General features: G+C 63.9%; 31 protein-coding genes and 1 other RNA gene. 23 read left to right on the top strand and 9 right to left on the bottom strand.

The features are described 5' to 3' along the window. Positions 1-7: 7 nt before the first annotated feature. The 4 genes from IEX43_RS00695 (at position 8) to IEX43_RS00680 (ending at position 1,811) form a co-directional block, all read left to right on the top strand. Positions 8-232 carry a hypothetical protein gene (locus IEX43_RS00695; RefSeq protein ID WP_188808635.1) on the top strand — a complete coding sequence of 75 codons (225 nt, stop codon included), beginning with the start codon at positions 8-10 and terminating at the stop codon, positions 230-232. Positions 233-235: 3 nt separating this feature from the next. Next, positions 236-754: a phage tail tube protein gene (locus IEX43_RS00690; protein WP_188808634.1), complete on the top strand. Its 519-nt coding sequence runs from the start codon at positions 236-238 to the stop codon at positions 752-754. A gap of 95 nt (positions 755-849) precedes the next feature. After that, entirely contained in the window at positions 850-1,503 is a 654-nt protein-coding gene (locus IEX43_RS00685; RefSeq protein WP_188808633.1) for a hypothetical protein, read from the top strand. Positions 1,504-1,544: 41 nt separating this feature from the next. Next, a complete protein-coding gene (locus IEX43_RS00680) occupies positions 1,545-1,811 on the top strand; it encodes a hypothetical protein (RefSeq protein ID WP_188808632.1) in 267 nt (88 codons plus the stop codon). On the opposite strand, the gene IEX43_RS00675 is transcribed toward IEX43_RS00680, so the two are convergent. Next, positions 1,808-2,002: a hypothetical protein gene (locus IEX43_RS00675; RefSeq protein WP_188808631.1), complete on the bottom strand. Its 195-nt coding sequence runs from the start codon at positions 2,000-2,002 to the stop codon at positions 1,808-1,810. The two genes, IEX43_RS00680 and IEX43_RS00675, sit on opposite strands and share 4 nt — an antisense overlap. Before the next feature lie 41 nt (positions 2,003-2,043). On the opposite strand from IEX43_RS00675, the gene IEX43_RS00670 reads away from it, so the two are divergent. The 13 genes from IEX43_RS00670 (at position 2,044) to IEX43_RS00610 (ending at position 13,514) form a co-directional block, all read left to right on the top strand. Next, positions 2,044-3,306, top strand: coding sequence for a phage tail tape measure protein (locus tag IEX43_RS00670; RefSeq protein ID WP_188808630.1), 1,263 nt, complete (start codon positions 2,044-2,046; stop codon positions 3,304-3,306). A gap of 215 nt (positions 3,307-3,521) precedes the next feature. Next, the gene (locus IEX43_RS00665; protein ID WP_188808629.1) at positions 3,522-5,144 is read left to right on the top strand and encodes a hypothetical protein; all 1,623 of its coding nucleotides are present in this window, start codon (positions 3,522-3,524) and stop codon (positions 5,142-5,144) included. Between the two features lie 3 nt (positions 5,145-5,147). Further along, positions 5,148-5,987: a hypothetical protein gene (locus tag IEX43_RS00660; protein WP_188808628.1), complete on the top strand. Its 840-nt coding sequence runs from the start codon at positions 5,148-5,150 to the stop codon at positions 5,985-5,987. 3 nt (positions 5,988-5,990) lie between these two features. Continuing rightward, positions 5,991-7,289, top strand: a complete 1,299-nt coding sequence (locus IEX43_RS00655; protein ID WP_188808627.1) for a hypothetical protein — start codon at positions 5,991-5,993, stop codon at positions 7,287-7,289. Positions 7,290-7,297: 8 nt separating this feature from the next. Next, entirely contained in the window at positions 7,298-8,257 is a 960-nt protein-coding gene (locus IEX43_RS00650) for a hypothetical protein (RefSeq protein WP_188808626.1), read from the top strand. Then, positions 8,257-8,844, top strand: coding sequence for a hypothetical protein (locus IEX43_RS00645; protein WP_188808625.1), 588 nt, complete (start codon positions 8,257-8,259; stop codon positions 8,842-8,844). The genes IEX43_RS00650 and IEX43_RS00645 overlap by 1 nt, the downstream gene beginning before the upstream one ends. Beyond that, positions 8,844-9,335: a hypothetical protein gene (locus IEX43_RS00640; RefSeq protein ID WP_188808624.1), complete on the top strand. Its 492-nt coding sequence runs from the start codon at positions 8,844-8,846 to the stop codon at positions 9,333-9,335. Before IEX43_RS00645 ends, IEX43_RS00640 begins: the two co-directional genes overlap by 1 nt. Then, positions 9,332-9,757, top strand: coding sequence for a hypothetical protein (locus IEX43_RS00635; RefSeq protein WP_188808623.1), 426 nt, complete (start codon positions 9,332-9,334; stop codon positions 9,755-9,757). The genes IEX43_RS00640 and IEX43_RS00635 overlap by 4 nt, the downstream gene beginning before the upstream one ends. Further along, positions 9,754-10,689, top strand: a complete 936-nt coding sequence (locus tag IEX43_RS00630; RefSeq protein ID WP_188808622.1) for a hypothetical protein — start codon at positions 9,754-9,756, stop codon at positions 10,687-10,689. Before IEX43_RS00635 ends, IEX43_RS00630 begins: the two co-directional genes overlap by 4 nt. Beyond that, the gene (locus IEX43_RS00625; protein WP_188808621.1) at positions 10,682-10,984 is read left to right on the top strand and encodes a hypothetical protein; all 303 of its coding nucleotides are present in this window, start codon (positions 10,682-10,684) and stop codon (positions 10,982-10,984) included. Before IEX43_RS00630 ends, IEX43_RS00625 begins: the two co-directional genes overlap by 8 nt. A gap of 9 nt (positions 10,985-10,993) precedes the next feature. Beyond that, the gene (locus tag IEX43_RS00620; RefSeq protein ID WP_188808620.1) at positions 10,994-11,203 is read left to right on the top strand and encodes a hypothetical protein; all 210 of its coding nucleotides are present in this window, start codon (positions 10,994-10,996) and stop codon (positions 11,201-11,203) included. Further along, positions 11,203-11,595: a hyaluronate lyase N-terminal domain-containing protein gene (locus IEX43_RS00615; RefSeq protein ID WP_188808619.1), complete on the top strand. Its 393-nt coding sequence runs from the start codon at positions 11,203-11,205 to the stop codon at positions 11,593-11,595. Before IEX43_RS00620 ends, IEX43_RS00615 begins: the two co-directional genes overlap by 1 nt. Then, positions 11,595-13,514 (top strand): LamG-like jellyroll fold domain-containing protein, encoded by a 1,920-nt coding sequence (locus IEX43_RS00610; RefSeq protein WP_188808618.1) that lies wholly within the window; start codon positions 11,595-11,597, stop codon positions 13,512-13,514. The genes IEX43_RS00615 and IEX43_RS00610 overlap by 1 nt, the downstream gene beginning before the upstream one ends. On the opposite strand, the gene IEX43_RS00605 is transcribed toward IEX43_RS00610, so the two are convergent. The 4 genes from IEX43_RS00605 to IEX43_RS00590 form a co-directional block, all read right to left on the bottom strand. Beyond that, positions 13,468-14,802 (bottom strand): hypothetical protein, encoded by a 1,335-nt coding sequence (locus IEX43_RS00605; protein WP_188808617.1) that lies wholly within the window; start codon positions 14,800-14,802, stop codon positions 13,468-13,470. The two genes, IEX43_RS00610 and IEX43_RS00605, sit on opposite strands and share 47 nt — an antisense overlap. Before the next feature lie 705 nt (positions 14,803-15,507). Then, positions 15,508-17,019, bottom strand: a complete 1,512-nt coding sequence (locus IEX43_RS00600; RefSeq protein ID WP_188808616.1) for an S-layer homology domain-containing protein — start codon at positions 17,017-17,019, stop codon at positions 15,508-15,510. Positions 17,020-17,167: 148 nt separating this feature from the next. Then, positions 17,168-17,407, bottom strand: a complete 240-nt coding sequence (locus tag IEX43_RS00595) for a helix-turn-helix domain-containing protein (protein WP_188808615.1) — start codon at positions 17,405-17,407, stop codon at positions 17,168-17,170. Then, a complete protein-coding gene (locus IEX43_RS00590) occupies positions 17,407-17,547 on the bottom strand; it encodes a hypothetical protein (RefSeq protein ID WP_188808614.1) in 141 nt (46 codons plus the stop codon). The genes IEX43_RS00595 and IEX43_RS00590 overlap by 1 nt, the downstream gene beginning before the upstream one ends. Before the next feature lie 100 nt (positions 17,548-17,647). Between IEX43_RS00590 and IEX43_RS00585 the strand changes: the two genes are divergently transcribed. Beyond that, a complete protein-coding gene (locus tag IEX43_RS00585) occupies positions 17,648-18,037 on the top strand; it encodes a hypothetical protein (RefSeq protein WP_188808613.1) in 390 nt (129 codons plus the stop codon). 415 nt (positions 18,038-18,452) lie between these two features. Next, positions 18,453-18,767 (top strand): hypothetical protein, encoded by a 315-nt coding sequence (locus IEX43_RS00580; protein ID WP_188808612.1) that lies wholly within the window; start codon positions 18,453-18,455, stop codon positions 18,765-18,767. A gap of 146 nt (positions 18,768-18,913) precedes the next feature. Here the strand turns inward: IEX43_RS00580 and rnpB are convergent. Then, positions 18,914-19,305: RNase P RNA component class A (gene rnpB / locus IEX43_RS00575), an RNA gene on the bottom strand. A gap of 57 nt (positions 19,306-19,362) precedes the next feature. Between rnpB and IEX43_RS00570 the strand changes: the two genes are divergently transcribed. Beyond that, complete coding sequence (locus IEX43_RS00570; RefSeq protein WP_188808611.1) at positions 19,363-20,127, top strand: YaaA family protein; 765 nt, start codon at positions 19,363-19,365, stop codon at positions 20,125-20,127. A 3-nt stretch (positions 20,128-20,130) separates the two neighbouring features. Here the strand turns inward: IEX43_RS00570 and IEX43_RS00565 are convergent, their stop codons facing one another. Then, positions 20,131-20,868 (bottom strand): zinc ribbon domain-containing protein, encoded by a 738-nt coding sequence (locus IEX43_RS00565; protein WP_188808610.1) that lies wholly within the window; start codon positions 20,866-20,868, stop codon positions 20,131-20,133. 112 nt (positions 20,869-20,980) lie between these two features. Further along, positions 20,981-21,925, bottom strand: coding sequence for a Nif3-like dinuclear metal center hexameric protein (locus IEX43_RS00560; RefSeq protein WP_188809036.1), 945 nt, complete (start codon positions 21,923-21,925; stop codon positions 20,981-20,983). Between the two features lie 110 nt (positions 21,926-22,035). Here IEX43_RS00560 and msrA point away from each other — a divergent pair, with 110 nt between their 5' ends. The 3 genes from msrA (at position 22,036) to epsC (ending at position 24,184) form a co-directional block, all read left to right on the top strand. Then, positions 22,036-22,560 carry a peptide-methionine (S)-S-oxide reductase MsrA gene (gene msrA / locus IEX43_RS00555; RefSeq protein ID WP_066276756.1) on the top strand — a complete coding sequence of 175 codons (525 nt, stop codon included), beginning with the start codon at positions 22,036-22,038 and terminating at the stop codon, positions 22,558-22,560. Between the two features lie 64 nt (positions 22,561-22,624). Next, positions 22,625-23,560 (top strand): cysteine synthase A, encoded by a 936-nt coding sequence (gene cysK / locus IEX43_RS00550; RefSeq protein ID WP_104186137.1) that lies wholly within the window; start codon positions 22,625-22,627, stop codon positions 23,558-23,560. Between the two features lie 39 nt (positions 23,561-23,599). After that, entirely contained in the window at positions 23,600-24,184 is a 585-nt protein-coding gene (gene epsC, locus IEX43_RS00545) for a serine O-acetyltransferase EpsC (RefSeq protein ID WP_104186112.1), read from the top strand. A gap of 104 nt (positions 24,185-24,288) precedes the next feature. Here the strand turns inward: epsC and gndA are convergent, their stop codons facing one another. Further along, complete coding sequence (gene gndA, locus IEX43_RS00540; RefSeq protein ID WP_188808609.1) at positions 24,289-25,725, bottom strand: NADP-dependent phosphogluconate dehydrogenase; 1,437 nt, start codon at positions 25,723-25,725, stop codon at positions 24,289-24,291. Between the last annotated feature and the right edge of the window lie 150 nt (positions 25,726-25,875).

Genomic DNA, 25,875 nt, shown 5'->3' with positions numbered 1-25,875 from the left:
GCCCACCGTGGCAACCCGCACCCAGGTGACTGAACCCGCCACACCCGTGGACACGGTCACCGAACCCGCCATCCCCGAAACAGTCGAGGGCCGCGAGCACGACCCCCGCAAGTTCGTCTACGTCTACAACACGGAGACGGGCAAGAAGCTCGACCGGCCAGTCCCGGAAACTTGGCTCGACGGCCGGTTCCCGCAGCTCTCCCTCACCCCGTCCAAGAAAGCAGGCAAGTAAGCCATGGGCCAGAAAATGCTCACCGACGCGAACCGTCGGCTCATCTTTGTTCCCGACCTCGCGAACTACCACTCCCCCACCCTGCCGGAGCTGACTGGCGCCGGCGTGCTGGAGCTTTCCTGCAACGTGACCGCCGCGAACTACGCACTCGGTTCCACCGGTGACGACGCGATCAACGACCCCGCAGCGTGCGCTTCTTCGAACTCCACGGTTCCTGGCCGCACGAACTACGAGGCCGCGTTCGACATGTTCCGCTGGAAGGACGCCGCCGACGACAAGGCGTGGACCACGTTCACCGGCAAGGGCATCGAGGGCTACCTGGTGGAGCGCATCGGCCAGATCGCCGATGGCGAGAAGGCCCACGAGGTTCCCTTCGCCGCCGCCGATGAGGTCCGGGTCTTCCACGTGCTGACCGGCACCCCGCAGGTCCTCTCCCCGTCCGGCGCAGGTTACGAGAAGTTCAAGGTGAACTTCTCGGTGCAGGACAACGTGGACGAGCGCGCAGTAGTCGCCGCCGCGTAACAAAGCCGGGTGGCTGGGCGTATTCAGGCTCCGCCCAGCCACCCTTTCCACCACTTGAGCCTGCAGCAACCCACAACTTAGGAGCCTGAAACCCTATGACCACCGAAGAATTCAACCTCGACAACTGGCTCGACGGCATCCAGCGCACGGAACGCTCCGTCACCCTGTACGGCCGCCCCGACCTGCTGGCTGACATCGACGAGCTCGAAGCGCAGCAGCGCGCCACCGCCGACACTCCCGAAGAGGACCGCGCCGCCGGCGAGTCCACCGGTGGGAAGCTCCAGGAGAAGATCGACGCCCTCTACCTCGCTCTGGACGCATCGAAGCTGGTCTTCCGCGTGTCTTTCCTGGACGACCAGGAACAGAACGCCATCGAGGAGAGCGCCAAGTCCGACATGAAGACTGAGGCTGACGCCGCCGCCGCTGCCGCCCGCAAAGAGGCGCGAGAGAAGTGCAAGCGCCTGGAGATCACGCAGCCGAACGAGATCAACACCATCGCCCGGAACATGGCCAACGCAGCAGCGGACAAGGTCATCGAGCGTGAAGTGTCGATCCGCACCATCGCCGCCGCCGTGGTTTCGCCGCGGCTTTCAGTGGAGCAGGTCCGCAAGCTGTACACCAAGGTCGGCGACTCGCAGATCGCTCTGCTATCCCGGGCCTACTCCCGCGCATCAGTAGAGGCTCCTCAGGTGACCGTCCCAAAATCGTTGAAGCCCTCGCAGACCGACGAAACGGGCATATCCTCCTAGAGGCCCGCACCGCCCGGGACTGGAAGGTCCCGCAGACGGTCATGCGGGGCCGCAAGGACGACGGCGTGTGGAGCTACGTGGACCGGGTCATGGCCCTCGCCCTCACCGCATACGAGGACGGGCTGTGCCCCGGCTGCGGGCTCCACCACTCCGTCGCCCGCGGAGACCACAACGTCGGCCGGCACGAGGCCGACGACCAGGTCATCTGCGAAGGCTGCGCCCCGATCGAGGCGATGAAGGCGGAGAAGAACCGGACCACGTTCCCCGGCCAGAAGATCGTCCTCCGGGAGGTCGAGGGCTGGGACTAGCGGTTCGCGTTCTTCTTCACGTAGCCGAGGATCGCGAGCAGGATCCCGACCACCACCATCGCGAACGCCAGAAACGGGTTCCCGGCGCCTCCTGACACGAGTGCGATGAAGTAAATAACCACGCCAAGGATGGCGATCATCGCGCCCCATCCGATAAGAGCGTCCCCGGGCTTCTTAGTCTGTGCAGTCATCCCTGCATCAAACCACAACTGAATCAAGATGGAGGGTCGCCGTGGCTGAACGCTCCGTAGTTGTCCGGATCCGCGCCGAAATTGGTGAGTTCCGGAAGCAGATGCAGGAGGCCTCCAAGGTCACGGAACAGGTCGGGAAGACCGCGACCGAGACGGCCGGGAAGTCGACCAGTGCACTCGGCCAGATGGTGCAGTCCGCGAACCGGCACGAAGAAGCCTGGACCAAGTCCGGCGGGGCCCTACTCGGCTTCGGCGCCGCTGTCGGAATCGGCGTTGGTCTTGCCATCAAGTCCTACATGGACTTCGACAAAGCCATGTCCGAAGTCCAGGCAGCCACGCACGCATCCGCCGGGGACATGGAACAGCTGCGCGCCGCGGCGATCAAGGCCGGCGCCGATACGTCCTACTCGGCACGCGAAGCCGCTGACGCCATCACGGAGCTGTCTAAGGCTGGCGTCTCCACGAAGGACATTCTCGGCGGCGGCCTGGCCGGTTCCCTGTCGCTGGCCGCTGCCGGGTCCATCGAGGTGGCTGACGCCGCTGAGCTGGCTGCCACGGCCATGGTCCAGTTCAAGCTCAAGGGCGACCAGATCCCCCATCTCGCGGACCTCCTGGCCGCCGGTGCGGGCAAAGCCCAGGGCTCAGTGGAAGATCTCGGGAACGCTCTGAAGCAGGGCGGCCTGATCGCCGCCTCGACAGGTTTGTCCATCGAGGAAACCACGGGCGGGTTGTCTGCGTTCGCCTCAGCCGGGCTCATCGGCTCCGATGCAGGTACCTCTTTCAAGACCATGCTGATGGCCCTGACGCCGAACTCGAAAGAGGCAGCGGCGGAGATGAACAAGCTGGGCATCTCCGCATACGACCAGCAGGGCAAGTTCATTGGCTTGTCCAAGTTTGCCGGGGTCCTCCAGAACTCCATGAAGGGCCTGACCGACGAGCAGCGCAACGCGTCGATGAAGATCATTTTCGGGTCCGACGCTGTCCGCGCCGCCAACGTCCTGTACGAGCAGGGCGCTAAGGGCATCGCGGACTGGACCGCCAAGGTCAACGACTCCGGATACGCGGCCACTACCGCAGCAATCAAGCAGGACAACCTTGCCGGGGACATTGAAAAGGTAGGCGGGTCCCTGGACTCCGTGTTCCTCAAGTCGGGGTCCGGAGCGAACGAGGTACTCCGCTCGCTCGCCCAGAGTGCGGACGCGCTGCTGGACTCGATCGGCCAGATTCCTGCCCCTCTACTGCAGACGGGGCTAGGCCTGACGGCCACAGCTGGCGGCGCGCCCTGGTTGGCGGCGCCTTCCTGACTACGTTCCCGAAGGTCCTTGAGACGAAGCGGGCCTTCGATGAACTCGCGGAGTCCTCACCCAAGCTCGCGGGCGGGCTCGGCAAGGTCGGTAAGGCCGCGACCATAGCAGCTGGTGGGCTTGTTGCGCTGCAGGTTGCCGGAGCGATCTCCAAGATCTGGGAGGGGGACAGAAAGAGCGTTGAGGACTATGCTCAGGCGTTCCTCACTCTGAAAATGTCGACCTCAGACCTTGACGATGTCGTGCGGAACACAGGCGGGCTCGGCACTCAGATCAACGGCGTTGGTGACGCGCTGGTCCGGGTGAACGAGTTCAACTGGTACGACAATCTGAACAACTGGGCCGGCGACATGGTTGGCGGCACCTCTAGGACGCAGCAGTTCCGGGACAGCGTCAAAGGCCTTGACAACACCCTTGTGTCCTTGGTGCAGAACGGCGGAGCGCAGAAGGCGGGCGAGTCGTTCAAGATCCTCACGGATGAAGCGAACAAGTCCGCCGAGGCGCAGGGCAAAACTGGCCTGTCGACAGAGCAGATGCTGAAGCTGATGCCGCAGTACACCGAGGAGCTAAAGCGGCAGGGCACGGCCCTTGGGCTGAAGCTGACGAGTGAGGAACTGCACCAACTGGCGCTGGGCAAGATCCCTCCGCGTATGCAGGAGATCCAGTCCACGACAGAGGGTGCTGCTGCTGCCGAGGCCTACCAGGCACAGGTCTCGGAAGAGGCTGCCAAGAAGCTCGAGGACATGGGCCTCGCAGCGGACGGTACAGTCGTGTCGCTCTCCAAGCTGCTGGACATCATGTTCCAGACGGGCCTTGCCACCCTCTCGGCGCGTGACGCCGAGTCGGCTTACCAGGAGGCTCTGGATGGGCTGAAGGTCAAGATCGACGAGGTCAACGCCTCACAGTCCGCCGGGAACGCGGTGCTCGATGCCGCTACCGGCTCCTTCGATCTAACGTCGGCGGCCGGGCGGGGTGCAAGCGCCGTTTTTGGGGATGTCGCACAGAAAGCGATCGCCACCACCCAGGCGATGGCGAACAACGGGGCGACGCAGGACGAGCTGGGCGTCAAGCTCGGCAATACCTACAAGTCCCTGTACGACACGGCCCGGGCCTTCGGTGCGTCCGAGGAGAAAGCAGACGACCTGGCAAGGTCGGCCCTGTCGATCCCGAAGAACGTGCCTATCGAGACGGCGATCCAGAACTACGCCGACACCATGGCCAAGGCGCAGAACGTCAAGGGCGCCGTCGAAGGAATCCCCTCGCGTAAGGATGTCCTGATTGCGATCCGCGAAGAGACGCACCGCATCAACTATGAGCAGCGCGTGCGGCTGGCTGACGGCGGGGAGCCTGAAGGCGGCGGCCTGTACGGTTCCGATCGGTACATGGGCGGGTTGGTCGGGTTCGCCGGCGGCGGAAAGGTCCCAGGGGTCCCGCCTCGCAACCCTTATGTGGACAACATCCGGGCAGTAACGCAGAACGGATCTCCCTACAACATCCGTTCCGGCGAGTGGATTATCAACGAGCCGCAATCCAAGCGGAATGATCACTGGCTGCGGGCAGTCAATGACGGCCTGAACTTGGACGACGTATTCGCGGGCCAGTACTCCGCGCCGTCGAAGTCCATGGCTGGCGGGTATGGGCAGGTCCAGTCCTTCAGCGGGTACAGCCAAACGGCCGTTTCTGCAGGGGGCGGGCAGGGTGGTCCGCTGGAACTCGTTGGCCGGCTTGAACTCAACGCCGACGCCACGTGGGCAACCTTCCGTGGTGTCGCCCGGCAGGAAGCTGCGGGGGCTATTGCCACGGCGGACGGCCAGTCGCGTTTCATTAGGAAGGGGTGACCAGTGGTCGCTGTGACAGTTGAAGCGCTGATGGGCGCACCCTGCGACCGTGCCGGCATCACGATCACGGGCTTGGGTGTGGGAAATTCCCTCATCACCCTCTGGCGGATCGCGGACGGGGCCCGCGCACCGGTGTCCGGATACAGGCGGGTCACGATGAACGACGCCACATACGTCACGGACTTCTACTGCCCACTGGGCAGGGACGTCCGATACGAGGTGGAGGTGCTCAGCGGGCCGCTGGGCACCTCCCGAACCACCTCCGCGCCGGTGTTCCTCCCATCGACCACGGGGTGGATTAGCGACGCGATGGTCCCCCAGAGCTCGGTCCCCGTGGTGGGGCAGCGCAAGCACGACGGCGACATTTACCTCCGTGCCCAAGCGTTGCAGTCGATGGAATACAACGCCGACGTGTCCATCTTCAAGATCATGGGCTCGGCCAAGCCCATGGCCCTGTTCGGCGAGCGGATGGCGGAGATGGGCCTGGACACGTCCATCGGCACCCGCTCAGCAGAGCAGAACGCCCAACTGAAGAAGCTCCTGAGGTCCACGGCGCAGCTCGTGTTCCGGCCCCTCCCGGAATGGGGTGGGCTGGAGTTGGAAGGGACCATGCACCTCGCGAACGCGAAGGCACGGCAGACCCCGGTGAACGTCATGATGGGCGGCAAACTCACGTGGTGGGACCTTGTGTCCGACGTCGTGGAGGCCCCTGCGATCAGGGTCCTCACTGCAACGTTCAGCTACGGCGACGTGAACATCCTGATGTCCACCTACCAGCAGAAGCAGGACCTGATGGCGGGCAAAACCTACCTGGATGACCTGAAGAACCCGATCGGAGGCTGACCGTTGCGTCCTATCGATGAAGCCACTGACCGGGCCCTTGAAGGTTCCCGCCCGGCAGACACACTCACCGTGTGGGCGTGGCGCGGCGGGTCGCTGGTCCTGCCCGAACCCTTGGATGTCATTGACTGGGGCGGGCAGGACAGCGCCGGCGACAACGTCAAGATCGGCCAGCAGGTGTCCCTGACCGTCGCGGACCCGGAAGGGAAACTTGGTGCGTGGCGGTTTGATGACGCTCTCGGTGTCGGTGGCACGCAGCTGCAATTCATCTACCGGGTGGGCGGCGCCGGGGCGGTGAACTTCGGCCGGTTCCGGATCGCGGACAACACCCCGGACGAGGTCATCGACTGGCGGCCCATTGACGAGTACGGGTACGCGCAGCCGGACGGGGTCCTTGGGCCGCACAAACGGTTCCGGCCCATCGTGAAAGCGGTGGTGAAGCTCGAAGCGGTGGACCTCACGTTCAACGCTGACATCGACAAACTTGAAGGTCCGGAGTCGCCGGGGCCACAGGCTACGACGCTGTCCGAGTTCCGACGCCTCACACAAGAACACTTTCCCGTGGTCGTGGATGAGGGTGTGGAAGACCTGCCGGTGTCCCGGCTCCTAGTCTTTGACCGCGAACGCCTCGAGGCGGGCCAGGACCTCCTGGCGCGGGTAGGGGCGCGGTACCGGATGGGCGGGGACGGGGAGTGCCACGTCTACCCCCGCAACGGACCGCCGGTGTGGCGGGTAGAACCGGGCAAGTGCATGGTCAACGTCAAGCGGAAGCAATCCATTGACGGGCTGAAGAACGCCTGGGTGGTGGAAGGCAAAGACGCGGCCACGGACGCACCAGTCCGCGCTGTTGTGTACATCGAGGCCGGTCCGCTGCGTTTCGGCGGTGACCACGGCAAAGCCCACACTTTCTACACCTCCGAAATGATCACCACCTACGAGCAGGCAGTCGCCTACGGCGAACAGATGCGCGACGAGTTCCTCGAATCACTCGCCATTGAACTGTCGGTTGACGTGTCCCCCCGGCCTGAGCTGCAGGCCGGGGACCGCATCGAGGTCGGCTACCCCCTCGCAGTGGGGCACGTCGCCTACCTCCTGGGGACCATCACCGGGATCCGCAGGTCAGGGACCAACGTCCCCGGCCCCACCACGCTGACCGTCTCCTGCTCTTACACCGACGTCATCGCCGCGCTGTCACGCACCGAATGGGCCGACCACATCACGGCGGGCCTGCCTGAACTCACCTGGGACAGGATGCCCGCGACCTGGGGCGCCCTCCCGGACATCATCTGGAACGACTTGCCCTAGGAGGCCCCGTGGATGGTTTCAAACACACGCTTGAGGCCATCCCGGAAGGTAGCACCCGGCGCACGTACGGGACCGCCTATTGGGACGGTGCGACGTGGGCGGTGAACATCGGCGGGAAGCTTGTGGGCTGCCGCTGGTTGGACCCGATCCAGCCGGTCCAGGGCGGCAACCTGCTGGTAGACATCACCAACGAGGGCCGCGGGCAGTACAGCGCCTGGGTCATGGGCGGCTACACCGACCAGCCCCGCCCCTCCACGGGCACGGTAACGGACTTCCTCCCGGCCGGCCCGTCGAACCGTGTGGTCTTCACGGGCGCTGACGGCATCTCCTACACCACGGACAGGGCCATCGGCTCCTACGACCTCGGGGACCCGGTCTACATTACGTGGGACGCGGCCACCCCCACGGTCATCGGGAAGATCCAGACCGTGGCTAAACCACCGGAAGCCCCGCCACCACCACCGCCTCCCGTGGTGGCGTCGGGTGAAACCCCGCTAATCGCCTCAGCCTCAGACACCTGGTGGGGGCCCGGCGGGTGGGGGTCCTACGCCACGAGCCGCAACGGTGGCGAGGACGTCTACACCGGCACGTGGGCGGGCAACACTGTGACCGGGGCATGGTTCTACGGCGCGCCACGGCCGGAGCTGCAGGGCAAAACCATCACCCGGATCCGCCTGCGCCTCCCAGCCAGGATCTCCGCCGGCAACTACAACGACCCAGCAGTGATCCACATCTACGCCCACACCAGCGGCGCCCGCCCCGGCGGCGACGTCAACCGCGTGGCAGGCCCGCACGACTTCACCGTCCCGGCGCGTTACGGCGGCGGGTGGACCGACCTTCCCATCAGCTTCGCCGCGGCCCTCGTCGGCGGCGGCGGTATCAGCATCGCCGGGAACCCCTACGCCGGATTCAATTCCCGTTTGGACGATCCCGAATCCGGAAAACTCATCCTGAACTGGAGCGCATAATGCAGACCCTCGAGAACGGGATCAAGGTCCCCACGAACAGCGACGACTACGACCTGACCAACGACCTCGCGGAAATGGGTGACACCACGAACGTGATTGTCCTCGTCTCCGGTCAAACGCAGCGGGACGGGCTCACGAAATACTCAGGCCTTACGGTGCGGCGCCTGGACCTGGCCGGCTGCCCCACCGAGGTGTGGGACGGTGCCAAATGGCACCGTTCCCCCGTCATCGCATCCACAGAACTTGTCGAGGACGGCTTCTGGGACATCAACGGCGGGCTCATGCGCACCGTCACTGACGGGTTCACCCAGGTCACGGCGTCCTTCCAGATGACCCGAACAGGCCCGGATATTCCCGTTACCACGGGTGACAGCGTGATCATCATTGGTGCCATCCCTGCCGGGTTCCGGCCACCATCGAACGCCTCGTTCATAGCCGTGGTGCATTCCAACACCGGGTCCTTGTACGCCCAGCCGCAGCTCATCCTCAACAGTGGCGGCTCCATCGTGGCCCGCTCCACATCCGGCGGGCCCATCACACTCGGCACAGGGTACACAGTTTTCGTTTCCATCAGCTGGACCATCTGATGCCTACACACGTCTACCAGCCCACCCGCAACCCTGCCCGGTGGTATGACCGACTCCTGGTCCATCCCTTCGACAACGCCATCGGCGTGCTCTGCTTCCTGTTCGGCGCGCTCATGGTCGCGGCCCTCGCGTCCGGGGGCAGCTACAACCCTTCCTCGAGCATGATGCGGCTGCCCGCCCATATCGGCTTCGTGGTCTCGGCATGCCTGACCGTCGGCGGCTGGCTGTCCCTGCTGGGGTTGCACTGGACCGGTGAGACCGTCAGCCGCGGCTGGCACATAGAACGGTTCGGCTGGCTGTTTGTGACCGCGGGGCTCGCCGGGTACGGCATCGCTGTGGCGTTCCACTTCCCGGGCGCCACATCCTCGTGGATGGTTCCCTTGGGCCTGGCCGCGGCCGCGCTGCTCCGGTTCCTGTCCCTGATCCTGATCGAGCGCAATACCAGAACCACACTGGCTGCTGTGCGGGAGGAGTCACGGGGGACCGAATGAGTGAACAGACTGTCGTGGCCATCGTCGTTGCCCTGTTCGCCGCACTGGGCGGTGCAGGGTTCTGGGGATATATGGCCAACCGCAAGGAGGCCCCCATCAAGAAGCGTGACGCGGACGTCGCCGCAGCCCACGTCTCCCAGCAGATGGCCCTGGCCGTAGCAGATGACCTCCGCACCGATGTCACCAGGCTGCGCGCCGACGTCGATCTGGAACGCAAAGAGCGCGAAAGCCTCGGCGGCGAAGTCCGGGAGCTCCGGGCCAAGGTCGAAGCGCAGGCTGACACCATCCAGTCCCTCCGCCGGGCTGTCCGCGCCTTCCGCGACGCATGGGCCAACCTCACCGCCAACTGGCACGTACTCCGCCTGCAGGACAACCCGCCCCAGCAGCCCTACATCGACCTGAAAGAGGAGGCCGCCCCGTGACGCTCACACTCCAAGCGATTCAGGACAGACAGGGCGCGTGGATCCCCCAGGTGCAGGGCCGGTACATCAACATGGACTGGAACCCCACCAACCAGGGATTCGGCGCACAGTGCTGGGACCTCGCCGCGCACTGGTCGCAAATCCTGGGCTTACCGGTCATCAACACCGGAGACACCGGCCTGAAGCGGGGGCGGTGGCCGGGCTGGGCGGGCAACATGGTGGACTGCTTCCCGCAGACCCCGGAGATCGCCGCCGCCTACGAGCTGATCAGTTCCGACGCCGCCGGCCAGCTCGGCGACATCCCGGTGTGGGGCGACTCCTACTGGTACTACCCCGCCACGCACGTCGCCGTCCTGGTCCGGGACAGCGGCGCCCAGCTGCTGTGCATGTCCCAGAACAGCACCTCCTCCCGGGCAGACAACCCCTACCCGCAGTGGAGCTCCGGCCCGGCAACCATCCAGTACCTGCCCCGCCAGGGGCTGATCGGTTTCATCCGGCCCCGCACCACGGCCGCCCTCAACTACTCAGGCACCATCACACCCTTGGAGGCTCTCATGGCAAAACTCGACGACGACGACCGGAACTGGATGCAGGCCAACCTGCTCACCAAAGCCGATGGCGGCACGCTCCGCAAGGATCTGGAGTGGCAGAACGCCCAGTACCTGAACAAGGACGACGGCGCGTACATGAACAACCAGCGCGACCTGCAGTACCTGCATCTGATGGAGGCTGCCGGCAAGACCCTGAACAAGGACGACGGCGGCTACATCGTGGGCCTGATCGAGGCCACTCGCCCCGGGCAGGCTGACCCGCAGGCCGTCGCGGAAGCCCTGAAGGGCATCATCCCCCAGACAATCGCCGTGGAAGTCCTCGCCGCCCTCGGCAAGGCCCTCGCCCCGGCAGTGCAGAACGGAGAGCAGGACAATGGCTGACCATCGCGCAGAGACGACCACCCAGGCGCAGTACCCGTGGCGGGCGGTCATCCGGACCATCGTCCAGGTTGGCATCCCCGCGTTCCTCGCGTTCGCGCTGCTGCTCCCGGAGATAGTCCAGGCGTTCCTGGACCAGTTCGGGGAGCAACTCCCTGAAGGGTTCCGGCTGTGGCTGCTGGGCGTGGCCGCCCTCGTCACCGGCGTGGCGGCCGTGATCACCCGCATCATGGCCCTCCCCCGCGCCATCGACTTCGCCCGCCGCTATCTCCCCTGGCTCGCGCCCGACAAACAGTAGGAGGCCGGCATGGCCGTTGAGGTAACCCCGAACGGATTCAAGAAACCGGACAGCGCAACGGAACTGGTCAAGCGCGGCGCCGAGATGATCGCTGACAACGCACAAACGGCTGAGGAACTGATCGCCGCCCTGCAGGAGCGCATCCCTGCACACTACGACGGCGGCACACCAACCTCGGTGTACGCCACGGAACAATTCATGGATGGAGGCGGTGTCTGATGGCACAGCGCATACAGCTCCGGCGGGGCACAGCAGAAGAGTGGGCAGGCGCGAACCCGGTGCTCGGCCTGGGCGAGCCGGGTGTGGAATCTGACACCGGCAAGATGAAACTGGGCGACGGGGTCACGGCATGGAATGGCCGGCCCTACGCCTCTCAGGGGGAACCCGGAGTTCAGGGCCCTCCGGGGGTTGCTGACGACGCTTCCGTGGCCCAGCAGGTCACCTCCGGGCCCGAAACCATTGCGGCACTTTCTGCCACTTATGGGACGGTCCTGGTCTACTCCGGTGGGGCTTATCCGGCCCGTCCTGCCGGGGCTGTTGCGGTGACATACATTGGCCCGGTGCAGCCCACAACCTGGCTGGCTAACGACATCTGGAAGGATAACTCCTGATGGGAGCCCATGACGCAACGGTCATCAACGCAACCACCTACGGGCTCGCCAAGATCGGGTACGGCCTCACAGGCGGGGTGCTCCAGATCGGCGGCGACGTATCGTCGCCTGCCGGAACCCTTGAAGCTTGGGTCAACACCACCCACTCCGGGGCAATTAGCGTTGCAGTTGGCAACAGTGGCAGCCAGCTCTGGCTGGGCAAGGACAATACCGGCAAGGCAGCGTTCGGACGCCCCGGGCTCGCGGTCAGCAGCACGGTCCCGATTAATGACGGGCTGTGGCACCATCTCGCACTGACAGTGTCAGGGACCGTTTACACACTGTGGGTAGACGGCGTGAGCGCGGCAACCAGCACCCACACGTCAGCCTTTGCCTTCTCTGCGTCAACGCGGATCGGGCACTACGGCATCGCCGCAACGTATCCGTGGGTTGGTTCCATTGATGAAGTGCGGTTCAGCAACAACGTTCGCTACACGGCAGCGTTCACGCCCTCAGCAACAGCGTTCGAAGTTGACGCGAACACTACCGCACTGTTCCACCTTGAGAACTCGGGCTCTGACGAAGTACCCGACACTACGCCCCCGACCGTGCCAACTGGACTTGCCACCGCGCCCGGACCCGGCACCCTCCTGGTTTCGTGGACGACATCGACGGACAGTTCCGGCAGCCCCTCCTACGAAGTGTTCCGGGCAACATCATCGCCCGTACCGCTGACCACACCCATCGGCACCACCGCGGCAGGTCAGACCCAGTACCTTGATTCCGCCGTGTCAAGCCCGAACACCTACTACTACGCGGTGAAGGCCGTAGACAGTACCGGCAACAAGTCAGCAGCCTCGGCGGAAGTCTCAGGCGTCCCCAATGTCGGCGCAACCGTAGTTTTCGCCCCCAACAACGCCAGTCTTGTTTACAGCCCCGAGAATTGGGATGTCAGCAGCGTCCGGGCTAAGACCATCAACCCCGGCGCATATCTGCGCTTCGCCGTCGCGGGCAGCCCCGCAAAGGTCAAGCTCACGTTCGACATGGCCGGAGTTTCTTCGCCTCTCCCGATCCTCAAGTACCGGGTGGATGACGGCGGGTGGCAGCGGGCAACACTCGCATCCGAAGTCATCCTCACGCTGCCAACAACCAACGCATGGCCGGAACACACGGTTGAACTAGTCGTCATGTCCACATCGGAGTTCGTGCCACGGTGGAGCCCGCAGAACGCCCACGTCTCACTGACAGGAGTGGAAGCGACGGGCGAAACGGCAGCCTCCCTCAAGGCAACCAGCAAAGCGTCCAAGGTGGCGCTGGTGTTCGGGGACAGCATCGTGGAGGGGTACAAGAACCTCCTGAACGTCACAACCCCGGACGGCTCCGACTCGTCCGTGGGCTGGGCGTACCAGCTCGGCGGGCTACTGGGCGCAGAGGTCGGCTGTGTGGGCTTCGGCGGTACGGGCTGGACCGTGAGCGGGCAGGGCGGCGTCCCCAAGCTCGCAAGCTCCTACACATCCTTGTGGAGCGGGCAGGCGCGGCCCTTCACGGTGGTCCCAGACATCATCATCATCAGCCTGGGCCACAACGACGGATCGACGGACGTTCCGGCTGTCACCACAGAAGCGGCGACCGTCATCAATGGGCTTCTCGCGGCAACCCCAATCACCACGCAGATAGTCGTCCTGCGTCCGTTCTCAGGCCGTCAGGCCGCACCGCTCCAGGCGGCGGTTTCGGCGGCAGGTTCGGCGCGGGTCCGCTACGTTGACACTGCCGGGTGGTGGACGGCTGGGGATGCGCTAGATGGTGTTCACCCGACCGGTTACTCAAGCACCCGAACCCTTGCGCCGAAGGTCGCGGAAGCAGTGAGGAACGTAACCGACCGGCGTGAATACATCAACGTTGGAGGCGTTGCGGTGCCAACAAGCCCGGCGAGGATTTAACACCATTGCCACGCTTTCCGCCGACAACACGTCGGTCCGGATAGGTTTCCGCCGCACGGCCACCCGTGACTGGATCCATATCCCCTCCTAAGGTCGGCACGTCTCTACGGATCGATGAGAGCAGCATGATCACCAGAATCATGACAGATGTCGATCCGTAGAGAGGCTGGGAAGTCAGCATAGTGACAAGGATGAACCCGCCCGCATAGGTTTGCCACCGCCGCATCCCACCATGCAGGACAGGGGACGCCATATAGGCCAGCATGAGAAGGAACCACGGGGCGCCCGTTAGGGCAATGCCGGCCACCATGTTGATCGAGGATAGCGGCATGTTCGTGGTTGCGAGGAAAGGGTTATTGAAGAATGCTTCGATACCGGCGGTGGTGGCCCTGGTTCTGTCTAGGTTAGAGACCGTTTCGATTTTGCTGAGAAAGCCGAAGCGAGTGTCGTAGAGCGCTACATTGATGGCCCACACACTCGCACCAATCGCGGCGGCGCGGACAATCAGATTGCGCTTCTTGCTGCCGAATACAAAGTAGAGGCCGAGAGCCACAGCGAACAACCCAATGCCGGCTGTTGAGAGTGTGCCCATGAGGGCGACCAAGAGGACGCCTCGGTAGAGTATTGCGCGCTTTACGGCGGGCATGGCGAAGAATGCATAGCCGATGAAGATAGCGCCCATGCCAGGTTCTCGCCCAAGCCCAAGGAATCGGGTGACCCCATCAGAACTGTTGCCGTAGGTGAGCGAGAAGGGGAACATCAGCCCCGAGCCTAGCCGCTCATACCCGATGGGTAGTGCTCCCAGCCGCAACGCGCCGTACCCCACAATGAGGCCCAGTGCCATGCTGACAACCACGGACGCGGAAGACGCGGTAATGATCCACACGAAAACATTTGAGGTCTTGCGCTGAACCTCCAAGTTCCTTGCCGCAAGGAGGAAAGCGAGGACAGGCAGGAACACCGATACTGACGAGGACACCAAGCTAAAGGCATCGTCACCCACAAGGGATTCCCGTAAGATCAACCAAACGTAGCCCGCAAAGAACACCACGCCCGGCCATGCTGGAATCCGCCGCGCTGGCTCATCATCCTTGGGTGTCAGCAGCGTCAGCGCTGCGCCTATGAGTACTATCGCGGGACCAAGCCAAGGCCACCGCTCACCAACCGCTGATGGTCGGCATGCCAGCAAGCCCACGGCTAGGAAGATCGGCGCAAGATACTTCGGATGGTGAAGAGCGACTGCTCCAAGGAATACGGCACTGAGAACCCCCGCAGCGACGACTATCAAGAGGGCGAATCCTTGAACGCCCCGTATGAAAAGATCACCGCTCCGATAACTGACAGGGCTGTGGCCTCGGGGAAAAACGCACCCCTCGACTCCCACATGAGAAGGCCGACGATTAGAAGCAGGCTTCCTAGGAGGCCGGCAGCAGCCCTCTTAGCCCGCCCGTGCGTGTCAGGCCGAACATCTTTCATGATCATTACCAGCGCTCGGCGTGGACTTGTGCCTCGCAGGCCTCAGAGCATGCGCCGACTGGCTGGTGCTCGCAATGAAAGTCCATATCCTGCTTCAGGAGCTGCCTGTCGAACCACTGACCTATGCGCTTGAGAATCCCCATGAGACGAGTATAAGTGGCATATAAGACCGGTTAAGTTCCCCAACGAATCGTGGTTCGCGATTTTGAAGGTAAGTAGACTTACTACTAGATTGGTCTACGGCTACTACACGTTCCCCCAATGTGTGGAGCAGCCTAGAAGGACCCCGCGTGATCCCCCATCGCTGCGGGGTCTTTCGCTGCCCGGAGGGCAGTGGCCCGCTCAGCCCCCAAGGAGCGGAGCGGACCACCTACCGCCGCCGTAGATCCCATGAGGGCCGTTACTGCACCGGTTCCCGGACGATACGCCCGGCACGTTAACGACTGGCCAACGTCGCGGAAATAGCAGCGGCCCCGGAACCTCCTAGGGGGTTCCGGGGCCGCTTTCTCTTGTCTAGCTAGGGCGCGCCGGGAAGGCCTTCACATGCGATCCCGTCGCCGTTCCCGTCCAGTCGAGCTATGTCTCCGTAGTAGGGGTAGTAGTACTCAAACCAGTTTTGAGCTTCGCGCCAAGTACTGAAGCCTGTGCTGCCGGTGCAATTTCTGGTGTCACCAGGATTGGCCGGCTGGGTGGGAGCCGGAGGCGGCACTGGCGTAGGGGTCGGGCTAGGAGCCGGGGCCGGAGGCGCTGGCGGATTGCATCCGCCGCCGACAGATCCCGTACCGCCGTTGACGAACCGGTACATGAAGGCCGCCATGGCATCCCTGGCGACGGGCTGAACGGGGTTGAAGGCCCGGCAGCCATTGCCAATGTCCCAGCCCGTAGAAATGCCCTTGGAAGCCAGCCAGGTAATCTGCTGATAGAACTGGTTCCCGGTCGTGACGTCGACGAAGGGGGAAGTCGCCGGAGGCTGGAACGAGGGGTTGCCAGCGAAGCGATACAGGAACGCTGCCATAGCGTCACGGTTCACAGGCTGGAGCGGCCGATAGGTGCCATCGTCATAACCAGTAGTGATCCCCTGCCGTGCGAGCCAAGTGATCTCCTTGTAGAACTGAGTGCCGACAGGCACATCACTAAAGGGCGAGACGGCCGGCGGAGTGAAGTCCGGCTTACCTGCGAGGCGGTACATGAATGCTGCCATAGCGTCGCGGTTCACTGGGCTGAGCGGACGGTACGTCCGTATGTTGTTTTCGACCCAGCCTGTGGAGATTCCCTGAGCCGCGAGCCAAGAGATTTCTGTGTAGAACTGCGTTGCAGGCGTCACATCGCTGAAGCTGATTGGTTCGGGCGCTGGTGGTGGTGCTGGCGCGACTATGGCGACAGCAGGAAGTGTCACTGTTCTAGCGCCACAGGCGTCACCCATGGTCGAGGCGAGAGCTGCATGTTCCGCCGGGTCGATGCTCAGTTGCCACCGGTACTTCACGAGCACCCAGTCGGTTGCATAGTCGCAGGACGTTCCAGCCATGGAAGGCATCCACTCTGCCGGGTCCCGGTCGCTCTTTGACTGGTTGACCTCGTCGGTGACGGCTTCCAGAGCAACGTTCAAGGTCATGTCGTTGGCGAAATCGCGCCGCTGCTCAGGGCTCCATGCTTGGGCGCCAGCGCCCCAGGCTTCAGCCAGTGGCACCATGTGATCGATGTCCACGTCGGAAGCGTTGACCCATGTTTGCCCGTCGTAGCGCGATACCCACTGCCCGGTAGCGACGGTGCAGCCGGAGCTCATCGTGACCGGAGCCTTTGACTCTTCCTGAAGAACTTCAGACCTGGTGTCGCAGCCGTCACCGTCTGCGTCAATCCAGTGCTGGAAATACGTGCGGTCATAACCGGAATTTACTTCTTCGGCTACAACCAGCGATGCCAGAACGCTTGCCGCGCTGGCAGTTTCAGCAGCAGACGCTGTCTGCGGTATAGCAACCGCTGCTGTTGCGGTCAGCAAAAGTGAAGCCGACCAAGAAAGAACTTTGAACATCCATTCCCCCACTAATAAGGTGCGTCCCCTTCGGCGCTAATTTGGATGTTACTTCTCCCCTCTGACATTGAATGCCCTAACGCCCATTCCACCTCGAATGTGACAATTTCGAGCATCCGAACTGCGTATGTGGCCGTTGCCTTTCCCGTCAGGCTTCGGGCACCTCGTCGGCTAACTCCCCGGCGGCGATCCTGTCGGCCGTAATGGCGTACGCCTGGCTGATGTAGTCCTCTAGGTCCTGCGCGCCGACGCGCCAGACCCGGCGGCCACCGACCTGGAGAGCACGCAGCTCGCCAGTCTTCACAAGGGAACGCACCATAGGTAAGCCAACGTTCAGCTCTTCGGCTACCTGCTCAATTGTCAGGAAGCGGCGCTTCTCATCCGCCACTACTTCTCCTGCCTGATGTGCTGCAACTCCCAGCCGTCCGGAACCTGCTGGTCAATTGCTGCCCGGGCCTCCTCGTACGAGCCGGCTTCTACTTCAATGGTTTGCAGTTCCCTGGAACGGATGACGCCGATAAGTTTCACGGCTTCACAATAGCGTTCAACGCTGTCGAGGGGAGGCCACGGTGGACCGGCATCCTATAGAGTCATCCTGATTTAGCACTCTAAATGGGGGATAACTACCTTGAAAAAAGTCTTTCCACTGGTCGCCGCCGGGGCCCTTGCACTTACTGCATGCTCCGGGCCCAGCTCCTTTGAAGCCAAAGGAACCCTGACTCTTGGTATCGACGGAGTCACGCAATACGCACCCGGCGGTGGCGAGTGTGACGGCACCGGCGGGTATGACGACATCACGCCTGGCGCCCAAGTAGTCATCAGCGCAGAAGGCAAGACGGTCGGCAAGGGTGAACTCGGCGAAGGAGATTACGACGACGGATGGTGCAAATTTCCGTTCGCGGTATCGGATATAAAGGGTGACTCCGACTTTTACAGCGTCGAGGTCTCCAATCGAGGCACGATCGAATACACCAAGGAAGAGCTCGAAGCTGGCATCGAACTGTCCTTGGGTTCATAACACCCGTCGAACTGTCATGAAAGAGCCCGCCCACAATAGGGGCGCGCACCAATTTTCCGGGGGCGTCGGTTAAGTACCCCCTACAGAACTAAATGGCTGCCGAAGCAAAGTTAGGTAGAGCTCGGCAAAGAACGGCGTAATAAAGTGTCCACACCAGACGGGGGTATACGTCCCTCGCGCAGGAGTTGGAGGCTGAGATGGAATGCAGCAAGTGTCATAGCGACCTGTCAATGTGCGATGACTGCGAGGGGCAGACTAAAACAAACCCATTTGGGGAGCCGTTGACCTGTAGCACCTGCAATTCGTCGGGCTATCTTTGCCCCCGCCATGATGGCTTCTGGGATTAATGCAGATCCGCTTGCAGCAGCGCCCGTCCACTTCGGTGGGCGGGCGCTTTCGGTGGTTAAGTGGTGCGGTGGCCAGAATTGAGAAGCGCAAGAAATTCCAGCTGGACGGAACGGCCTACGAGCATGCGGATCCGGAGCCGCCGCTGCCCGCTGAGAGCGTTCGGAGGTTCAAGGCGGGCGAGGAGCCCAAGGTGATCGCACAAGTCCCCCTGGCGGGTGGTGGCGCGGTTGAGGTCCACGGCTACGCGACCCACTACACGCGGGACTGGGTGTCCATGGTTTGGAACGATGACGAGTTCCACCAGTTCGACTGCTGGACGCCGGCGGCCGATGTGCGCCGCCCTGGTGAGGGTGAATGGCGGGGCTGGTTCGTGGCGTTTTAGCCCTGCATCTCATGGGCAAATGATGGGCAAAACCACTGACCATAAGACGATTAAATCGCGTCATACCGCGACAAGCGCAGGTTGCACACAAGAGGCTCTGACAAGCCGTTCTACCCCGTAATCACGGGGCAGAACGGGTGTTTGAGTGGATGGGTTGACCGATACGCCGGGTTCTGTGCTCCCGTTCCGTTACCGGCACGGGAGTAGCGGCCATCCATCTACGAACGCCGTTGCCGGCGCCCTCCAGCGGCCTACCCGGACACTCGGGCGGGCAGCCCTCAAACGTGTCCTGTCTGGCCTTGCTCCGGGTGGGGTTTACCTAGCCTTCCCGGTCACCCGGGAAGCTGGTGGTCTCTTACACCACCGTTTCACCCTTACCTGGTTCGTGCCGCTTTCAAACCGGCGCGACCCAGGCGGTCTGTTCTCTGTGGCACTGGCCTGCGGGTTACCCCGAGTGGGCGTTACCCACCACCCTGCCCTGCGGAGCCCGGACGTTCCTCGAGCCACTTGCGTGACGCGCGGCCGCCTGGTCAACCCATCCAAACCCCAGTCTACCGGTGGGCTTGCCCTTTCCCGCCGCCGGTAGGATCGGACGGTGCTGATTCTGCTTCCCCCTTCCGAAGGCAAGACACCCGCCGTCCGCGGATCCGCCGTCGACTGGCCGTCCCTGAGCTTCCCGGAGTTAAACTCCTGCCGCGCCAAAGTGCTGGATGCGCTGGGAACGGTGAGCGCACACGAGGACGCCCTCGCGCTGCTGGGTGTGGGCGCATCGCTCCAGGACGACGTCCGCCGCAACACGCGCCTTCATGCCGAACCGGCGGCGCCCGCCCACCGGATCTATTCGGGGGTGCTTTATGACGCCCTGGGCTACAAAACCCTCACGGCTGCGCAGCGCCGCAATGCGGACGCGTCCGTGCTGGTGGTTTCCGCGCTCTGGGGTGTGATCCGTTTTGGTGACAGCGTGCCTGCCTACCGGCTGTCCATGGGTACTGCACTGCCCGACGTCGGCCGCCTCGCCTCGTTCTGGAAGCCGCAGCTCACCGATGCCCTTGCCGGAGCGGTGGAGGGGCAACTGCTGGTGGACTGCCGCTCAAGCACCTATGCGGCGGCGTGGGCGCCGCCCGCTGCCCAGACCGTGTCCGTCAACGTTTTCACCGAAGTGAACGGGGTCCGCAAGGTGGTGAGCCACTTCGCCAAGCACACCCGGGGCGAACTGGCCCGGCACCTGCTGGTGCGGCGAGGGAAGACCCCGGCAACGCCGCCGGAACTCCTAAAGGCAACGCGGGAAGTGTGGGCCGCGGAACTGGTTGAAGGTTCAGCCCGGAAGCCGCACGCCCTGAACATCATCCTGCCGGGCTGAGAGTCAGGCCCACTCTTCGGAGCGGACCAGGATGGCGCCGGAGTCCGGGCAGAAGACGATGTCGTCGGCAGCTGCGGCCTTGACCTCGGCAAGGTCGCCGGGGCTCAACTTCATGCCGGACGCCTCGGACGTGCCATGGAACAGCCTGGCGGCGCCCACTCCGCGCCTGGCCAGCGTCTTTTCATAGACGGCCAGCAGGCCCGCATCGAGGCCCGCGGCGAATTCGGAGCGCTGCGCGCGGAAGCCACCCGCTTCCGCTTCCACAGCGGCCAGTTCCGCGTCCAGCTCGGCGCGGATGGTGCCGAACGATCCCTGGATGTCGTCCACAATCCCCTGCTGCCGGGCCTGGGTGGCCCGCAGGGAATCAAGGCGCTCCATCACCTCGAGTTCAATGTCCTCCAGGTCCGAGCGCCGCTTGTTGAGCGAGGCGATGTCCTTCTGGAGGGCCACCAGGTCCTTGGACAGACCCGTGCCGCTGTTCAGCCGTGCCTCGTCCCGCTGGATACGGGAGGCAACCTGCTCCACGTCCGCCTCGGCGCGCCTGAGTTCGGCTTCGGCGTCGTGGACAGCCACTTTCGCGGCGCCCAGTTCACCGTTGGCGACGGAAAGGGCGGCTTCGAGGTCCTTGATGCGCGGATCGGTTTCCAGCGCGCGGCGGCGGTTGGCAAGCGACTTCAGCTTGGCATCCAGCCCCTGCAGTCCAAGCAACTTCAACTGTTCCGCCGGTGCTGCCTTCGCCACTGTTACCTCCGCTTGATCCCTTCCGGCCGGTGCCGGGCGCCTGGACGGCGCTTCCTAGACTCTAGCGCCTGCCCTGCTCCCCCGCCTCGCTGTGTCCCCACCGGCGCCGGGCTTAGCCCGGAGTGAGGATGAAGTCCCAGGGATCGCTGTTGGTGGTGCTGACCTGGATTTCGACGTCATGGCCCTGGTCGGCGAGGACATTGCCCAGCGCGGCTGCCGCAGCCGGCAGCCACAGCCACTCGCTGGCGAAGTGCGAAACGTCAATCAGGTAGGGCCGGCCGTTGTGGGCAGCTTCCCTTGCTTCCGACGCCGGATGGTGGCGGAGGTCCGCCGTGACGTAGACGTCGGCGTTGCTGGCCCTGACCTCGTTGAAGAGCGAGTCACCCGCGCCGCCGCAGACGGCAATGCGCCGAACCAGGCCGTCCTTGTCGCCGGACACCCGCACTCCCCCTGCCACGGAGGGCAGGATGCCAAACACCCGGGCAGCAAAGTCTCCCAGGCTCATGGCCTCCGGCAGGTCCCCCACCCGCCCGATGCCCTCCTCCGGCAGTCCGTTTGCCGCAACCGTGAGCGGGGCCGCGTCCTGCAGGCCCAGGGCGTCGGCCAGGACATCGGACACGCCCCCGACTGCGGAATCGCCGTTGGTGTGGACGGTCAGCAGGGCTGTGCCGGACTCGATCAACCGGTGGACGGCCCGGCCTTTGGGCGTGGTGGCAGCGACTGACGTGACACCCTTCAGCAGCAGCGGATGGTGGGTGATCAGGAGTTCGGCACCCCACTCCACTGCTTCTTCGATGACTTCCAGGGTGGGGTCCACGGCAAACATGACCCTCGTGACAGGAGCCGAGGGGTGTCCCGCCACCAGCCCCACCTCATCCCAGTTCTCCGCCAGGGACTCGGGCCACAGTTCCTCCACGGCCAGGAGCATCTCGCCCAAAGTGGGGACCTGCGGCTGCCCGGCCGCCGCATCCTTACCGGACGCCTCTTTGCTGGAAGAGGCCTCGCCGCCGCGAGGCCCGCCGTCGTGATTTTCAGGGCCGGTAACGTCGGTGTCCACAGGTTCCATAGTCTTAGTTTTACCCCATCGCGTCCTCCGCACCGCACGGCGACGGGCGGCGCCCGCGGCGCACAGGGAATCATCCGGCGCCCCCAACCATTGAAGAAGTCATGAAAACTTTTGTTTTAGGCGGAGGCTGCTTCTGGTGCCTCGACGCTGTCTACCAGAAGACCAAGGGTGTCAGCGCTGTGGTGTCCGGCTACACGGGCGGCCACGATCCCAACCCCGACTATTACTCCGTGTGCAACGGCACCACCGGGCACGCCGAGGTGGTGGCTGTGACGTTCGACGAGGAGATCATCCCGGAAGAGGTGGTCCTTGACATGTTCTTCGCCCTGCACGATCCCACAACGCTGAACCGCCAGGGCTACGACGTGGGAACCCAGTACCGTTCCTCGATGTTCTACGAGACCACCGAGGAGAAGATACTTTTCGAGGAAGCGATTGACCGCAACCAGTCGCTGTGGGCCCATCCGATCGTCACGGAGGTCAGCCGGCTGCCCCGCTTCCACGTGGCGGAGGACTTCCACCAGAACTACTACGCCAAGCACCCCGAGCAGGGGTACTGCCAGGTGATCATCAACCCCAAGCTCGCCAAGGCCCGGAAATATTACTCTGCATGGCTTAACGCTTAGCCACGGTTACGCTGCCTCGTTAGGCTGACCTCAGTATCCACCCCTCAGAGATAGGCGTATGTACATGGCACGGATCTATGACGATGTGACCCAGCTGGTCGGCGGCACCCCGCTGGTCAAGCTCAACCGGCTCAGCGAGGGGCTGGATGCAACCGTCGCCGTCAAGCTCGAGTTCTACAACCCGGCCAACAGCGTCAAGGACCGTATCGGTGTGGCAATCGTCGACGCCGCGGAGAAGTCCGGTGCACTGAAGCCGGGCGGGACCATCGTTGAAGGCACCTCCGGAAACACCGGCATCGCCCTGGCCATGGTGGGCGCGGCCCGCGGCTACAAGGTCATCCTGACCATGCCGGAGACCATGTCCACCGAACGCCGCGTCATGCTGCGCGCCTTCGGCGCCGAGATCGTCCTGACCCCCGGCTCAGAGGGAATGCGCGGCGCCGTAGAGAAGGCCCAGGAAATCGTGGCCAACACGGAAAACTCCATCTGGGCCCAGCAGTTCGCCAACGAAGCCAACCCTGAAATCCACCGCAACACCACGGCGGAGGAAATCTGGGCTGACACCGACGGCGCCGTGGACATCTTCGTTGCCGGCGTGGGCACCGGCGGAACCGTCACCGGCGTTGGCCAGGTCCTGAAGGAGCGCAAGCCCGGCGTCCAGATCGTGGCGATCGAACCCAAGGACTCCGCAATCCTCAACGGCGGCGCCCCCGGCCCGCACAAGATCCAGGGCATCGGGGCCAACTTCGTGCCCGAAATCCTGGACACCAACATCTATGACGAGGTCCTGGACGCCACCCTCGAGGACTCCGTTCGCGTGGCCCGCGAGCTCGGCGTCAAGGAAGGCATCCTTGGCGGCATCTCCTCCGGAGCGATCGTCTGGGGCGCACTGGAGCTGGCGAAGCGCCCCGAAAACGCGGGCAAGCTGATCGTCGCCATCGTCTGCGACTTCGGTGAGCGTTACATCTCCACCGTGCTCTATGACGACATCCGCGGCTGACCAGGCCGCTCTTCGCCCGTTTCCTGTAGAAAGAACTCTGTGGGCTTTTTCGCAAGACTAAAGGAAGACCTCGACGCCGCCCGGTCCCACGACCCGGCGGCTCGAGGTTCTTTCGAGAACTTTTTCGCATACTCCGGGCTGCATGCCATCTGGATCCACAGGCTGACGCACCGGCTGTGGCAGAATCCGGCCCTGCGTTTCCCGGCGCGGCTGCTCTCGCAGCTGGGCCGCTTCCTGACCGGGATCGAGATCCATCCGGGGGCCACCATCGGCCGCCGCTTCTTCATCGATCACGGCATGGGCGTGGTCATCGGCGAAACCGCGGAAATCGGTGAGGACGTGATGATCTACCACGGCGTCACCCTGGGCGGCCGCTCACTCGCACGGATCAAGCGCCACCCCACCATCGGCGACCGCGTGACCATTGGCGCCGGTGCAAAGATCCTGGGCCCCATCACCATCGGCAGGGACAGCGCCGTGGGCGCCAACGCCGTGGTGGTCAAGGACGCCCCGCCGGAATCGATCGTCACAGGCGTCCCCGCGAAGTGGCGCCACCGTGACGCCCAGCGCGAAACCAAGCCGGCGGTTGACCCGGCGGAATACGACATCGAATACCGCATCTGACGGGGCCGGCCCTTGGGCCGTCCAGCAAAACAAGAGCAAGAAGAAGAGGCGGGCAGTTTCCGGATCACCGGAAACTGCCCGCCTTTTGTGCCCTGAGGCGGAACCTAGTGGGTGTCCACCGCTTCGATTTCGGACTTGTCCTCGCCCCACAGGGTGTGGAACGTGCCTTCCGCATCGACGCGGCCATAGGTGTGGGCGCCGAAGAGGTCGCGCTGGCCCTGAATGAGGGCTGCGGCGACGCGCTTGCGGCGCAGTCCGTCGTAGTAGGCCAGTGAGGAGGAGAAGACCGGAACCGGGATTCCCAGCTGGACAGCCGTGGCCACCACGCGGCGCCAGGCGGGAAGGGCGCCGGCGATCGCTTCCGTGAATGCCGGAGCGAACAGCAGGTTGGCGGGCTTCTCTTCAGCGGCGTAGGCCTTGGTGATGTCCTTGAGCAGTTCTGCGCGGATGATGCAGCCGGCCCGCCACAGCGAGGCGATCTCGTCCAGCTTCAGGTCCCAGTTGTATTCCTTGGCTGCCGAGGTGAGCATGTCCAGGCCCTGGGCGTAGGAAACCAGCTTGGAGGCGTAGAGCGCCTGGCGGACGTCCTCGACGAAGGTCTCCGGGATTTCGACGTCGGCCTCGTGGCCTGCCAGCAGTTCCTGGCCCAGCTTGCGCTGGCCGGCCTGGGACGACAGTGCACGGGCGAACACGGATTCGGCGATGCCGGAGACCGGGGAACCCAGTTCCAGGGCCGAGATAACGGTCCAGCGGCCGGTGCCCTTCTGGCCTGCGGCGTCCACCACGACGTCCACGAACGGCTTGCCGGTCCTGGCGTCCACGTGGCCCAGGACCTCGGCGGAGATTTCGATCAGGAAGGAGGACAGCTCGCCCTTGTTCCAGTCGGTGAAGATCTTGGCCTGCTCCGCGGGCTCGATGCCGGCACCGGAACGGAGCAGGTCGAAGGCTTCGCCGATGACCTGCATGTCGGCGTATTCGATGCCGTTGTGGACCATCTTGACGAAGTGGCCGGCGCCGTCGGTGCCCACCCAGGCGCAGCAGGGCTCGCCGTCGACCTTTGCGGAGATCTTCTCGAGCAGCGGGCCGAGGGCCTTGTAGGACTCCTTGGAACCGCCGGGCATGATGGAGGGTCCATTCAGGGCACCTTCCTCACCACCGGAAACGCCGACGCCCACGAAGTGCAGGTCCTTCTTGGCGAGGGCGGCCTCACGGCGGCGGGTGTCCTCGTAGTGGGAGTTTCCGGCGTCGATGATGATGTCGCCGGGTTCCAGCAGGGGCTCAAGCTGCTCGATCACGGAGTCAACCGGCTTGCCGGCCTTCACCATGATGAGGACCCGGCGCGGCTTCTCGAGGGAGTCCACCAGCTCCTGCAGGGTTTCGGTGCGGATGAAGTCGCCATCCGTACCGTGCTTTGCCAGCAGGGCGTCCGTCTTTTCGACTGAGCGGTTGTGCAGGGCGACCGTGAAGCCGTTGCGGGCCAGGTTGCGGGCCAGGTTGGCGCCCATCACCGCGAGGCCGGTGACACCGATGTGTGCAGACATCAAAACTCCAATTCGTACTGTGCGATGGATGTGCAGTGGCTCCCGGTGCTCGGAAGACCGTTGCAGACCAAGGGTCTGAATAAAGCATATATATTCATGAAGTCACAGGAAAGTAACGCCCACGTAATGGAACAGTTTGTGTCGCTGCCA

This window comes from Pseudarthrobacter polychromogenes, from assembly GCF_014644495.1.
Lineage (GTDB): Bacteria > Actinomycetota > Actinomycetes > Actinomycetales > Micrococcaceae > Arthrobacter > Arthrobacter polychromogenes.
This window is presented reverse-complemented; position numbering and strand designations above follow the sequence as displayed.

Coding starts and splice junctions, on each gene's coding strand:
- IEX43_RS00625 (WP_188808621.1), top strand. CDS start 10,682: ATGGCTGACCATCGCGCAGAGACGACCACCCAGGCGCAGTACCCGTGG.
- IEX43_RS00600 (WP_188808616.1), bottom strand. CDS start 17,019: ATGTTCAAAGTTCTTTCTTGGTCGGCTTCACTTTTGCTGACCGCAACA.
- IEX43_RS00645 (WP_188808625.1), top strand. CDS start 8,257: ATGCAGACCCTCGAGAACGGGATCAAGGTCCCCACGAACAGCGACGAC.
- IEX43_RS00635 (WP_188808623.1), top strand. CDS start 9,332: ATGAGTGAACAGACTGTCGTGGCCATCGTCGTTGCCCTGTTCGCCGCA.
- cysK (WP_104186137.1), top strand. CDS start 22,625: ATGGCACGGATCTATGACGATGTGACCCAGCTGGTCGGCGGCACCCCG.
- gndA (WP_188808609.1), bottom strand. CDS start 25,725: ATGTCTGCACACATCGGTGTCACCGGCCTCGCGGTGATGGGCGCCAAC.
- IEX43_RS00640 (WP_188808624.1), top strand. CDS start 8,844: ATGCCTACACACGTCTACCAGCCCACCCGCAACCCTGCCCGGTGGTAT.
- msrA (WP_066276756.1), top strand. CDS start 22,036: ATGAAAACTTTTGTTTTAGGCGGAGGCTGCTTCTGGTGCCTCGACGCT.
- IEX43_RS00620 (WP_188808620.1), top strand. CDS start 10,994: ATGGCCGTTGAGGTAACCCCGAACGGATTCAAGAAACCGGACAGCGCA.
- IEX43_RS00685 (WP_188808633.1), top strand. CDS start 850: ATGACCACCGAAGAATTCAACCTCGACAACTGGCTCGACGGCATCCAG.
- IEX43_RS00690 (WP_188808634.1), top strand. CDS start 236: ATGGGCCAGAAAATGCTCACCGACGCGAACCGTCGGCTCATCTTTGTT.
- IEX43_RS00665 (WP_188808629.1), top strand. CDS start 3,522: ATGTCGACCTCAGACCTTGACGATGTCGTGCGGAACACAGGCGGGCTC.
- IEX43_RS00615 (WP_188808619.1), top strand. CDS start 11,203: ATGGCACAGCGCATACAGCTCCGGCGGGGCACAGCAGAAGAGTGGGCA.
- IEX43_RS00610 (WP_188808618.1), top strand. CDS start 11,595: ATGGGAGCCCATGACGCAACGGTCATCAACGCAACCACCTACGGGCTC.
- IEX43_RS00680 (WP_188808632.1), top strand. CDS start 1,545: ATGCGGGGCCGCAAGGACGACGGCGTGTGGAGCTACGTGGACCGGGTC.
- IEX43_RS00675 (WP_188808631.1), bottom strand. CDS start 2,002: ATGACTGCACAGACTAAGAAGCCCGGGGACGCTCTTATCGGATGGGGC.